Source organism: Lentibacillus halodurans (genome assembly GCF_900112045.1).
Classification (GTDB): domain Bacteria; phylum Bacillota; class Bacilli; order Bacillales; family Amphibacillaceae; genus Lentibacillus; species Lentibacillus halodurans.
The window spans coordinates 60209-72671 of record NZ_FOJW01000005.1; the positions used below are offsets into that span (position 1 = coordinate 60209).

Consider the following 12463-nt stretch of genomic DNA (forward strand, 5'->3'; position numbering starts at 1 on the left):
CTTTGGCAAGAAAACCACTTTGCAAAGTGGGTCTTCGGCTTGCGCTGTTCCCCCAGGCGTGTCGCATTTTTCTACAGCTTAGAATCGTGTTCTCATAAGGTGACAGAAAGCTCAATGAATATCGTTCTTTTCTTCCAACAATCAGCACCCCAACATGAGCGGAGGCTGCACCAAGACAAATTGTCACGCGTTCGCAATCGGTATCAACGATCAATAAGGATGTGACTGTTGAAAAAGTAAAATGCTGCAATTCCTGCCCTGTAATCGTTTGCCTTTATAGTGAAACGTTTTAATGGTGTCCCTTCCTCTAAATTTTTTTATATTCATTTAATGCACGAAGGGTTTGTGCGTGTTTATTCTTCAGGTTTCTATTGTGCAGCAGCAGCATACTGAGAACATCCACAGAATATAAAATTGATAGTTGACTATTCAAGAATCCTTTTACCTGGTGCGGTTTTATACTCGATGTGTATAACATGAGATCAGAATTCTGAGCCAGGGGCGTTTCTGAATAGCTCGTGATGGATATAATGCTTGCACTTTTTCGTTTGGCCATTTCAATGCCATCGATGATTTCTTTTGTTTGACCAGAACTGGAAATCGCGATGACAATATCTTCCGATGAGAGAATGGAGGAAGCAATAATCATGGCATGTGAATCTGTGTGCGTATCGACCGGGAAGCCCATTCTCGATAATCGTGATTTCAACTCTTCAGCGGATAAACCTGAGCTGCCTATGCCGAAAATATGGACCCGATTGGCATTTAAAATCCAGTAACAGGCTGTTTCATATTGCTCGATATGGGTAAGTGAGTTGGTTGATTTAATGACGGACTCATAAATCTGATTGACGGTATTAATCGCATCATGTGTTTCATCATTTTGTTCGACAGCATCACGCAAAAGAATTTTAAACTCAACAAAACTGGCCGCACCAATTTTTTTGCAGAAACGGGTAATGGCAGCTACCGAAACATCGATTTGATCCGCGAGTTCCTGAATATGGATATTTAATAAATCCTTACTATGTTTAACGATATAGTCAGCAACTTTTCTTTCCGTTTTGCTCAGTGTTTGGTATTTCAGTTGTATTTGATCCAGGATTGAGTACATTAGGGGACCCTCCATTGGTATCGTTATGGTTTATTATATAGGAGAACAACCTTCCTGACGAATGATAATGAAACAGATAAATCTTAAATGAATTTATCTTTAACTTTCGCAAAATTTGCATTTCATGTGTCGATTCTATCTGCAGTATTTGACTGTCAAGATAAGTATCTTTTCATGGGTGCTACGTTATTGTAAAGGACCTGACTGTTTAATGAAAGGTCCAAAGATGAATGTTCTCATTCGGTTGAGAGTCCAATTTTGCATTTTATTATGTGATCCATTTGGTCTTAATAAATGCTATTTTAATAGAGTATAGTAAAGATAGGGGAGACAGATAATAAACTTTTACTTGAAAGGACAACGGCGGTGAAATCTGATGGATCAACGAAGTATGGCTGTACTAAACAAATTGACAAAAGCAGATTCATACATTTCTGTTGAAAAGCTAGCTGAGCTATTTAATGTGTCAAGGCGAACAATTTACAATGACCTTGATAAAATCAATGATTGGTTGAAAGAACAGCACTTATCCCAGCCGAAACAGGTAAGGGGGAAGGGATTGTATCTTGAACCGTCTGTAAAGAGAGAGCTATTGCAAACAATGGATACTTCCGATCTGCCCTATTATGCGTTTTCAAAAACAGAGAGAAAAGCATGGATATATATTTATTTGGTTGGAACGCATCAGTTTTATTTTCTGGATAACTTTCAGGATCTTTTTGGGGTCAGCCGAAACACCGTCATTGAAGATATCAAAAAACTAAAGAAAGAGCTAGAGACCAATCAGCTTCGCCTGGTGTCGGAAAGAAAGAAAGGCTATAACATCCACGGTACTGAAACCGTTATCAGAAGTCTGTTGATTCAGTATTTAACAGAGGTTGTTCCGAAAGATACCTGGTTCAGTTTCGTCAAGGATTTAGAAGAAAAGAACCACAAGAACGAAAATGAAGATTTTCGGAATGACATTATATTTAGTACAGCGGACTTATACCAAGTCAAAGCATTTCTAAATGATTATGAGAGACAGGTTGAGATTGAAATTACGGATGATGTGCGAAATGACCTTATCTTATGGTTTTATCTTTTTATCCAGCGGGTTAAACAAGGAAAATATGTTGAAGTTGATCCTGCGGAAAAAGAAGTCATTCACACAACAGATGAATTTCAAGGTGCCAAGGAATTGTGTCGCCGTTTATCAAATTATTTTCATTCAACGATCTCACTCGATGAAATATATTACTTCACGAAATATTTACTGAGCGCAAAAGTGAACTATAGCCTGAATTTACAACTGGAAAATCAAGAGATGAAAAAACTCACATCGGTTGTGGAAAAGATGGTATATGATTTCCAGACGTATGCAGCTGTTGCCTTTCCAGATCAACAGCGGATGATCCATAATCTCCTATTGCACCTGAAGCCAACATATTACCGGATAAAGTATGGCCTCCATATTGAAAATGTTCTGAAAGATTCGGTGAAAAACAATTATCCGGAGATTTTTCATTTAACAAAAAAAGTGATTCACCATGTTGAAGATTTAATGGGGCAGAAGGTAGATGATAATGAAATCGCTTTTATTACGATGCATTTTGGCGGATGGTTAAGAAAAGAAGGCGTCGTTCTGGAGCAAAGGCATAAAAAACTATTAATCGTATGTACAAATGGTTTAGGAACATCGCGTCTGCTGGAAAGCCAATTGGAAGGATTGTTTTCGGATGTAGATATTACCGGTGTTACCTCATTGCGAGAATATGAGGAAATAGAAGATTTAGCTGCATCCGCCGATTTTATCGTATCAACGATCGTTCTCCCTGACAGAGGTGTCCCCGTCTTTGTCGTAGATCCCGTACTGAATAATGAAGATAAAGAACAATTACTGAAGAAGGTAAACAGCTTGTTTGATAATGGTTCATACCAAAATATGATATCGATTGATACGGTTATGGATATGATCAGGCGTTATGCAGCCATACAGGATGAAGCGACATTGCAGCATGAGTTAAAGACTTACTTCCAATCGCCAATTTCAATGGACAGCGAAAATCAAAAGCCAGATTTACCTGAACTTTTGCCGAAAAACAGAATGAAGGTGAAAAAGCGGGTGGAAACCTGGAAAGAAGCTATTTCCGAAGCGGCTTACCCACTATTAAATCAGGGACTTATTACAAGTGATTATGTTAAAAAGATGATTCAAATGGTTGAAGCCACAGGGCCGTACATTGTTATTTCCGATCAAGTTGCACTGCCACATGCAAATCCCAAAGATGGGGTTATCAGAACTGGGATGAGTATGCTGCTTTTGGAAAATGACGTTAATTTGCGAGGAAAGTCTGTCCGATTGTTTATTGTTTTGGCGTCAATTGATAATGAACAGCATTTAAAAGCATTGTCTCAACTGACACAGCTGTTTTCCAAAAAATCAGCAAAAGAGAAAATCATGCAATCAGGTGATCAAACTGAACTGATTGAATTGATTCAAACACATTTCAAAGCGTAGGGTGAAAAGGCAGGTGTGTGAGGATTCTATGAAGTTTTTGGATAGAAATATGATAAAAATCGGGGCTGAGGCACAAACAGCCGAGGATGCTATCGAAGAAGCTGGCAAAGTTCTTTTTCAGGAAGGAGCTATTGAAGCAACATATGTTGACGCGATGATTGATGCTTATAAAGAGAATGGTCCATATTTTGTATTAGCTCCCTATATTGCCATCCCGCATGCAAGACCTGAAGATGGCGTGAAGGAGGCTTCTGTCTCACTTGTACAGCTAAAGCATCCGGTTAAATTCGGTCATCAAACAAATGACCCGGTACAGCTAGTTTTTGGTTTAGGTGCAGCATCAAGCGATGAGCATTTAACCTTACTGAAAAAGTTAACAGGCCTTTTGAATGATAAGAATAATGTGGAAGCTTTAATAAACATTGATAATTTGGCAGATATACAAAAAATTATTGAAATGGAGCGATGAGCTATGATGAAAGTTTTGACAGTTTGCGGTTTGGGACAAGGAACAAGTCTGATTTTGAAAATGAATGTGGAACAAGCGCTTAATGACAAAGGTATTCAGGCAGATGTAGAACATACAGATGTTTCAGCAGCTTCAAGTATGCAGGCAGATTATATCATTACAAGCAATGAACTGGCAGAAAGCTTAGTCGCGCATGATGCAAAAGTGGTTATTGTGAATAACTATTTTGATATGGATGAGATTAATCAGGCGATTGACGGCCATATGGAAACTTGATCATTAAATGCCAATTAAAAAATAGGGGGAATTAAAAATGGATGCGATCATGGAAGTCGTTATGTGGCTTGCCACTAACGTATTTGGTCCGGCCATCTTAATTGGTTCCATTGTACTGATTGGTCTCCTGGTGCAAAAGAAAAGTGCCAGTCAGACGATCAGCGGAACGTTTAAAGCTATTATTGGTTTTCTGATTATTACCGCTGGTTCCGATATCATTTCGGCTGCATTGACTGTATTTGAACCATTATGGGCCGAAGTTTTCAACTTGGAATCTGAATCATTCAGCGAATATATGGGGCAAGAAGCATTTACCGGCGAGTATGGCAGTGCAGTTGCACTGGCCATGACAATTGGCTTCATTCTTAATGTGCTAATTGCCAGATTTACGAGATTCAAGTATATCTATTTAACCGGTCATATGATGTTCTGGACAACAACCATATTCGCAGGCGTTATTGTTCAGACGGCAGCCGATGTGTCATTTTGGCAACTAGTTATCTTCCTGGCTGTCATTATGGGGATATACTGGACAATCCAGCCGGCCATAGTACAGCCATATATGCGTAAGATAACTGGCAATGACAATATCGCACTGGGTCATACCTCTGCTTCGGTTTCACTGCTTTCTGCCTGGGCAGGTAAATGGCTGGGCAATAAAGAAAACGATTCTGAAAAAATTAAGGTGCCAAACGGCTTGGAATTTCTGCGTGATTCAAACGTCATCACAGCATTGACAATGGGTCTCCTGTTTATGACGGGGGCGATTGTCGTGTCCTTCAGGGATACGCCTGGTGCACAGGAACTTATTGCCTCAGCTGGAGATCAGAACTTCATTGTGTATGCCCTGATTCAATCATTCACCTTTACAGCAGGTATTGCTGTTGTACTAACAGGTGTGCGCATGTTCATTGGTGAAATGGTTCCTGCTTTTAAAGGGATTGCAACGAAAATTGTACCGGGAGCCAAACCAGCTTTGGACTCGCCTATCGTGTTTCCGTATGCACCTAACGCAGTCATTTTAGGCTTTTTGGGAGCCTTCATTGGTGGGTTAATCTGGTTAGTTGTTTTAGGTAATGCAGTTGGTTATGTATTTGTGCCGACAATGATTGTGTTGTTTTTCCATGGTGCGACAGCAGGTGTGTTTGGTAATGCAACAGGTGGTGCACGAGGTGCTGTTATCGGTGGCTTCATCACAGCAACCGTTGTCGCTTGGGGTCAATATATCATGGTCAGAATGCTGCTTCCTGATACGATCCCTGATACAGCTATGTGGGCTGCGGACTCGGATATGTTTATTCTAGGTCCGATTATTCGTTTCTTGTCACAGCTCTTGTTTGGCTGAGTGCGTCCATGTTAAAGGGGAAGGGTTTCCGGCTTTTCTCCTTTTCCATTTAACTGTAATGAAAAGGAGTGACAGTCATGCGTTTTATCCGAACGTTTCATGGTGATATAAGCCCGGATGAGCTGGGACTCACATATTCGCATGAACATATTGTGTGTAGACCGCCATATTGGGAGGAACAGCAGGCAAATGACCTGCTTTTGGATGATAAAGAGAAATCAAAGCGGGATGTGCTGGATTTTAAAAATCTGGGCGGACAAGCCATTGTTGATGCAACCGCCATTGATTATGGCCGTGATGTACAAGCAGTTAAGGAAATTGCCGAGGAAACAGGGGTTACGTTTATCGGTACAGCTGGATTTAATAAAAGCTTTTTATGGGATGCTGCGATTCCTGACAGACTGAAACAAGTTACCGGGGATTATCAAACGTACTATGAATGGATCAGTGAAAAATCAGTTAACGAGTTGGCAGATTTTGTCGTTAAGGAAGTTGAAGAGGGCTTGGAAGGTACAGGCATCCCGGGTGGACAGGTGAAATTTGGCACCGGTTATAACCGTATAACTTCATTGGAAGAAAAGACATTGCGTGCAGTAGCAAGAGCACATCATGAAACGAAGGCGCCCATTCATTCACATACCGAGGCTGGCACAATGGGGCTGGAACAAATGGAACTTCTGAAAAGTGAAGGCATAACCCTGGAATATATGAGTTTCGGTCACATGGATCGCAATCCAGATCCTTTCTATCATGAAAAAATAGCAAAAACAGGGGCATTCCTTTCATTTGACGGCATTTCCAAAATAAAATATGCCCCAGAAAGCACTCGTATTCATTGTATTTTGGAACTCGTCAGGAAAGGTTATGAAGACCAGATATTGGTGAGTGGTGATACAGCCAGAAAAAGCTACTACAAACATTATGATTACGGTCTCGGCCTGGAAAACATTCTTGTAAAATGGGTACCGCGTTTTATTGAAGAGGCTGATCAAAAAGGGTTTAACGGAGAAAAATTGGTTGACAAGTTTTTTGTGCAGAACCCGGCACGTTGCTTTACGTTTAAAAAATAATGGTACGGGCGGTGGCACTAGTATGCAATTTCAAAACGAAAATTCATTTGATATAAAAGAAAAAATCGATCATTCCAAAATAGCTATTTTACCGATTGGTGCAGTGGAAGCGCATGGTCCGCATTTGCCCCTTGGAACGGATAATCTGCTGGCGGAGCGATTATCCGAGAAACTGGCAGAACGCGTCAATGGCTTTGTGCTTCCGACTCTTCCTTATGGACAGGTATGGAGCCTGAGAAACTTTCCCGGAAGTATTCATATCCGCAATGATTCATTGATACGTTTCCTGGTTGATATAGGTAAGAGTTTGTATCACCAGGGATTTACAACATTTGCAATGGTCAATGGTCATTTGGGAAATGGTACGGCTTTAAAGGAGTCAGCACGTGCGTTATATGAAACGTGTCCTGATATGCGGGTACTATATTTTTTCTACCCCGGTATGAATAAGGCAGCGGCGGAAGTTCGGGAAACACAATCATCACATAATACCTACTTTCATGCGTGTGAAATTGAAACATCTTATATGCTTTATTTAGCCCCCGAATATGTGGATATGGATAAAGCTATAACAGATATCCCGGATATCCCGGCTGATGCTGATGTGACACCAACGCCGTGGGAGGAATTTACAGCATCAGCTGTTCTGGGTGATGCCAAGTTGGCTACAGAAGAGAAAGGGAAATATATTGTCAATATTGCATTGGAAAATATGGTGCATTTTTTTAACAGTAACAGTGAACAGGAGTGAGGTTAGGGGATGAAGGAAAAATGGCATGATAAGTTTTTATTTAATTTTCTCGCACATGATGCAGACAACGCCGCAGCTATTTTGGAGGCAGGTTCAGGATATGTCGTTCCAGGCATTGTATCCGATCATTTCACGTCTGTCGACGATGCAGTTGATAAAGTAAACGAGCTTAAAAAAGTTTCAAATGTCGTAAGCATCGGTCTTGGGGGCGGCGGTAATGCAGACAACTGGAGGAAAGTATTGCGTATTGCGGTAGCTTCTGAACCTGGTCATCTGAACCAGCCATTCGAGACGGCCTCTTATTCACAGGGTTATCTGGATAGGGGGAATCTTGATAAACAGGTGGTAAATGCACTTGTAAAGCCAACAGGTGAAGTAGGGAAAATCCAGTTGGCGAATGCCGGAAGTACGATGGATGTTGAAGCATTTATGGACATTGCTGCCAGTTTAGGCATCGAAAGTATTAAAATGATGCCAGTCCATGGAACTGAGCATGTAGAAGAACTTGTCTATTTAACCAGAATAGCACAGGCAAAGGGGATTCGTGGGGTCGAGCCAGCCGGTGGAATTAACGTTACTAATATTGGCGAGATCATGGCGGGTGTAAAAGATATCGATATTGAATTTTTTATGCCGCATATTTTTGGTTCGGCCGTTGATCATGAAACAGGCAAAACGATTCCAGAAAAAGTAAGGGCAATTTTTAAAACAGTGGAGGGTTTATTATGATTCATGATTATTTTAGCCATATAACCGATTTATTGGGCGTCGTTGAAAAAGAAGAACATAATGTGATGAAGCAGGCAGCAGAAAAAGTATCAGATGCTATTCAAAACGATGGTGTCATTCATTTGTTCGGCTGCGGCCATTCACATATTTTAACGGAAGAAGTTTATTATCGGGCAGGCGGCCTAGTTCCTATACATCCTATTTTACATGAACCGTTAATGCTCCATGAAGGAGCTGTCCGTTCGTCCTCACTGGAACGAAAAAATGATTATGCATCGGATTTTATGGAAAAACAGGATATTCGAGAAGAAGATGTCATGTTTGTCATATCGACATCGGGAAGAAATCCAGTTCCTGTTGATTCTGCTATAATGGCCAAACAGAACGGTGCATACGTCATAGGTATCACATCGATTGAATATTCATCCAGTCAACCATCGCGACATACAAGCGGTGAACATTTATATGATGCAGTTGACCTGGTTATCAATAATCATGCACCAGTTGGGGACGCACTTTTATCACATAATAAAGTTGATGTAAATTTTGCTCCAAGCTCAACGGTTATTGGTGCGGCCATTTTAAATGCCATTTTGGCTGAATCAATCAAACAAATGGCAGATGTCGGGTATGATCCACCAGTTTTCCTCAGTGGTAATATTGAAGGAGCGGATGAACATAATCAGAAATTGATCGAAACATATCAGGAACGGGTTAAGCTGTAGTAAAAAGTGATGACCAAATCACTTCATGAAATAGAGCGCACCAGTAAAAATATGGTCTAGTTACATTTAGGTCCGTAGACGATGATGGAGAATATGTTAGTTTAACAATGAAATGATGCAGACCAGCAGGGATGGGTCTTTGTTGCTTTCAGATGGTTACATCAAGCGGATGAATCGTACGGATTTTTTGTACGCGGGACAGCTATCAATGCAGGTAGTGTCATCAAACATGCAAATCATCCCCCTGAACCTGAAGATATTGCAAAAACGTTATGTTGATTTTTGGCTCCTCTAAAAACGCCACTTTAAAACTATGACGATAGTACTCCAGGAATCTTTCAGTCTGATAATGAAACCGTTTACATTTATAGAGATTAGGTATATAATAATAGACAAACGGATATAAAGAGGAAATGAGTAATGGGCAAATTGGATGGGAAAGTTGCTGTCATTACTGGTGGCTCACGTGGACAGGGTGCTTCACACGTCCGCAATTTTGTAGAGGAAGGTGCGAGAGTTGTGTTCTCCGATATTCTTATAGAAGAAGGAGAGGGCTTGGCAAATGAACTTGGTGAAAATGTAAAATTCGTTAAACACGATGTCACGAATGCAGATGAATGGAAACAGGTAACTGATGAAACAGAAAAAACTTTTGGCCCCGTGAATATACTTGTAAACAATGCCGGCATCGTTGTAACAAAAAATTTTGAGGATCTTTCTGAAGAAATGTATCGCAAAGTAGTTGACATCAACCAGGTCGGTGTATTTCTCGGAATAAAAACAGCCCTTTCGTCTATGAGAAAGACAGGAAATGGTTCAATTATCAATGTATCTTCCATTAATGGACTTCGGGGTTCGGCGGGTAATGCAGCCTATGATTCTTCCAAGTTTGCAGTTCGCGGGATAACCAAAAGTGCCGCAATGGAATTTGCCGAATATGGAATCCGTGTCAACTCGGTTCATCCGGGAATTATCCAGACACCGATGATTGAAAAGGAAGGTTCAGAAGAGCTCGTTGAGGAAATGAAGAAAACGATTCCAATAAAAAGAACTGCACACCCCGAAGAAGTCTCTAAACTGATCGTATACTTACCATCAGACGATTCCAGTTATTCAACAGGTTCCGAATTTATTGCAGATGGCGGTATAACAGCGTCGAATTAAATACATTCGCATAATGTTAAAAATGTATATTGAAAACCATCCTTACTTCGAGGGTGGTTTTTTGTTGTCTGTAACACATTGATACAGTTCAGTAAATACCAAATACCTTAAATGGAATGATATGTCAATATGCTGGAATGATATTTGTAAATCACAATGTTGCACATTAAATGTTCAATCACTTGTGCTGAAAACGTATTCAGCAAGTTCTTATATGGTGATAAAATAAAAATACGGAAGGAGGGAAAACAAGGTGCCGCTAAGTGAACGGGATAATAAGATTCTTGATGAATTGATTCGCAACCCTGGCATCACAAGTATGCTGTTGGAACAAAAACACAGCTTAACACGCAGGCAGCTTGGTTACAGCATTAACAAAATTAATGACTGGCTGATGAGTAAAAACCTTCCGAGTATTGAAAGAACAAGAAAAGGACATTTTATGATCGATCAGGCCGTTTTTACAAAGCTTGGTGCTGAAGACGAAACCGCTCCAATGGAAACTGCGGTTCTGACAAGCGACCAGCGAATGCGGTTTATGATCATTATGCTATTGAGCAGTGAAGATGAACTGTCGCTTCATCATTTCACAAGTGAACTGGATGTAAGCAAGAATACGGCTTTGAAAGATTTAAAAGAAGCCCAGAAATTTCTGGATGATTATACGTTGAGCATCCGGTATTCGCGGAAATACGGCTATTTACTGGAAGGCAGGGAATTCCAGATTCGCAAACTGCTCATGACGATCACCTATCAGATCATGTTTATGCATGATGGGGAAAAAAGATTGAAGGAGTTAGCGTCAATCGATGACCGTGAAGTGGCTGAATACCATGACCGTATCGAAAATGTCGAGAACAAGCTGAATCTGAAATTTACGGATGAGAAGCTTGAAACCATGCCTTATGTCCTGATATTGATTCTCAGAAGGATTGAAAAAGGCCATGCCATTAATCTTTTTTCAATTGAATATGAAGAGCTTTCACATACGAAGGAATATCAGGCGACAGAAGAAATATTCTGCAATGCGGAAGCAATCCCAATGGAAGAGCGGTTATTCATTACACTTCATTTGCTGACGACAAATGTTTATTCGACCGAGTTCCAGGCGGAAGAGGATGTCATTCCCAATCTGATGCCTGCCATCGATAATATGCTGCGACTGTTTGAAAAAAGTGCCTGTATTTATTTGCAGGATCGTAATCAGCTCTTGGATAAATTACTGCAGCACGTTAAACCAGCGTATTACCGTATTAAATATCAGCTGTCGGATACGATTTCGCCCCAGGATTTGTTAAGTCATGAATTTAAGGAATTGCATCATTTGGTTAAACGTTCAATAAAGCCGCTTGCAGATTTGATTGGAAGCCGTATTCCTGACAATGAAATCACTTATATTACCATGCTGATTGGCGGCTGGATGAAACGGCATGGCGAAAGTATTGAGAAGAAGATAAAAGCGATTGTTGTCTGTCCACAGGGCGTATCGGTGTCCAGACTGATGTTTAACGAATTAAGCGAATTGTTTCCTGAGATTGTCTTTCTTGATTCACTGTCTGTTCGCGAATTCCTAAAATACGAACTGAATTACGACATCGTATTCGCACCGACTTTTTTGGAAACGGATAAAAAATTGTTTATAGCCAAAGCATTTCTTGGATATGAAGAAAGACAGCGTCTCAGAAAACAAGTCATGCTGGAGCTGCATGGGTATTTACCTCATGACTTGAATGTCGAAGAGCTGATGGCGATTATTCGCAGCCATGCTTCAATTGAAAATGAAAGCGGATTAGCAGAAGACTTGCAATGGTATGTGAATCGGGATGATGATTTATCCATTCACCAGACGCCTGACAGGAAAACCGTCAATTTAGATCAGCTGATTACACCCGGGACGATTAGTTTGCAAAATAATGCTGATTCATGGGAAGAAGCAGTCCGGGTGAGTGCACAGCCGCTGATTGAAAGCAGTGTTATCACACCAGCTTATGTGGAGGCAATGCTTTACTATTCACGAGAAGATCCGTATATCGTTATTGGCCCGAATATGGCGATCCCGCATGCTTCCCCGGAGGATGGGGTCAATGAGATTGGGATGAGCCTATTGAGATTAAGGAAGGGTGTTAAGTTTTCAACAGACTACAACATTCATCTGATTATCGTTATTGCTGCGGCAGATAAGCACCAGCATTTACATGCACTAATGCAATTAATGAAACTTGCCGGTTCGGAAAAGGATCGGAATCGTATGATATATGCCACCTCTGCTGAAGAGATTCATGACATCATACAATCATATTCGACTGATTAACCAGGTGGC

General features: G+C 40.7%; 11 protein-coding genes. 10 read left to right on the plus strand and 1 reads right to left on the minus strand.

Annotation, left to right across the window (positions count from 1 at the left end; translation table 11 throughout):
• Window positions 1–307: 307 nt before the first annotated feature.
• Window positions 308–1114 (minus strand): MurR/RpiR family transcriptional regulator, encoded by an 807-nt coding sequence (locus tag BM195_RS07220; RefSeq protein ID WP_090235845.1) that lies wholly within the window; start codon window positions 1112–1114, stop codon window positions 308–310.
• 376 nt (window positions 1115–1490) lie between these two features.
• On the opposite strand from BM195_RS07220, the gene BM195_RS07225 reads away from it, so the two are divergent.
• The 10 genes from BM195_RS07225 to BM195_RS07270 all read left to right on the plus strand — a co-directional run bounded on the left by BM195_RS07225 (window position 1491) and on the right by BM195_RS07270 (window position 12454).
• Window positions 1491–3614: a BglG family transcription antiterminator gene (locus tag BM195_RS07225; RefSeq protein WP_090235847.1), complete on the plus strand. Its 2124-nt coding sequence runs from the start codon at window positions 1491–1493 to the stop codon at window positions 3612–3614.
• Window positions 3615–3642: 28 nt separating this feature from the next.
• Window positions 3643–4083 carry a PTS sugar transporter subunit IIA gene (locus tag BM195_RS07230; RefSeq protein WP_090235851.1) on the plus strand — a complete coding sequence of 147 codons (441 nt, stop codon included), beginning with the start codon at window positions 3643–3645 and terminating at the stop codon, window positions 4081–4083.
• A 6-nt stretch (window positions 4084–4089) separates the two neighbouring features.
• The gene (locus BM195_RS07235; RefSeq protein WP_090236348.1) at window positions 4090–4359 is read left to right on the plus strand and encodes a PTS sugar transporter subunit IIB; all 270 of its coding nucleotides are present in this window, start codon (window positions 4090–4092) and stop codon (window positions 4357–4359) included.
• A 49-nt stretch (window positions 4360–4408) separates the two neighbouring features.
• Window positions 4409–5704 (plus strand): PTS ascorbate transporter subunit IIC, encoded by a 1296-nt coding sequence (locus BM195_RS07240; protein WP_090236351.1) that lies wholly within the window; start codon window positions 4409–4411, stop codon window positions 5702–5704.
• 77 nt (window positions 5705–5781) lie between these two features.
• The gene (locus BM195_RS07245; RefSeq protein ID WP_090235854.1) at window positions 5782–6774 is read left to right on the plus strand and encodes a phosphotriesterase family protein; all 993 of its coding nucleotides are present in this window, start codon (window positions 5782–5784) and stop codon (window positions 6772–6774) included.
• Between the two features lie 22 nt (window positions 6775–6796).
• A complete protein-coding gene (locus BM195_RS07250) occupies window positions 6797–7525 on the plus strand; it encodes a creatininase family protein (RefSeq protein WP_090235858.1) in 729 nt (242 codons plus the stop codon).
• Window positions 7526–7534: 9 nt separating this feature from the next.
• A complete protein-coding gene (locus BM195_RS07255; protein WP_090235862.1) occupies window positions 7535–8254 on the plus strand; it encodes a KDGP aldolase in 720 nt (239 codons plus the stop codon).
• Window positions 8251–8979 carry an SIS domain-containing protein gene (locus BM195_RS07260; protein WP_090235864.1) on the plus strand — a complete coding sequence of 243 codons (729 nt, stop codon included), beginning with the start codon at window positions 8251–8253 and terminating at the stop codon, window positions 8977–8979. Before BM195_RS07255 ends, BM195_RS07260 begins: the two co-directional genes overlap by 4 nt.
• Window positions 8980–9399: 420 nt before the next feature.
• Window positions 9400–10143 (plus strand): glucose 1-dehydrogenase, encoded by a 744-nt coding sequence (locus BM195_RS07265; protein WP_090235866.1) that lies wholly within the window; start codon window positions 9400–9402, stop codon window positions 10141–10143.
• A 253-nt stretch (window positions 10144–10396) separates the two neighbouring features.
• The gene (locus tag BM195_RS07270; RefSeq protein WP_090235869.1) at window positions 10397–12454 is read left to right on the plus strand and encodes a BglG family transcription antiterminator; all 2058 of its coding nucleotides are present in this window, start codon (window positions 10397–10399) and stop codon (window positions 12452–12454) included.
• Window positions 12455–12463: the final 9 nt, after the last annotated feature.

Coding starts and splice junctions, on each gene's coding strand:
- BM195_RS07220 (WP_090235845.1), bottom strand. CDS start 1,114: ATGTACTCAATCCTGGATCAAATACAACTGAAATACCAAACACTGAGC.
- BM195_RS07225 (WP_090235847.1), top strand. CDS start 1,491: ATGGATCAACGAAGTATGGCTGTACTAAACAAATTGACAAAAGCAGAT.
- BM195_RS07230 (WP_090235851.1), top strand. CDS start 3,643: ATGAAGTTTTTGGATAGAAATATGATAAAAATCGGGGCTGAGGCACAA.
- BM195_RS07235 (WP_090236348.1), top strand. CDS start 4,090: ATGAAAGTTTTGACAGTTTGCGGTTTGGGACAAGGAACAAGTCTGATT.
- BM195_RS07240 (WP_090236351.1), top strand. CDS start 4,409: ATGGAAGTCGTTATGTGGCTTGCCACTAACGTATTTGGTCCGGCCATC.
- BM195_RS07245 (WP_090235854.1), top strand. CDS start 5,782: ATGCGTTTTATCCGAACGTTTCATGGTGATATAAGCCCGGATGAGCTG.
- BM195_RS07250 (WP_090235858.1), top strand. CDS start 6,797: ATGCAATTTCAAAACGAAAATTCATTTGATATAAAAGAAAAAATCGAT.
- BM195_RS07255 (WP_090235862.1), top strand. CDS start 7,535: ATGAAGGAAAAATGGCATGATAAGTTTTTATTTAATTTTCTCGCACAT.
- BM195_RS07260 (WP_090235864.1), top strand. CDS start 8,251: ATGATTCATGATTATTTTAGCCATATAACCGATTTATTGGGCGTCGTT.
- BM195_RS07265 (WP_090235866.1), top strand. CDS start 9,400: ATGGGCAAATTGGATGGGAAAGTTGCTGTCATTACTGGTGGCTCACGT.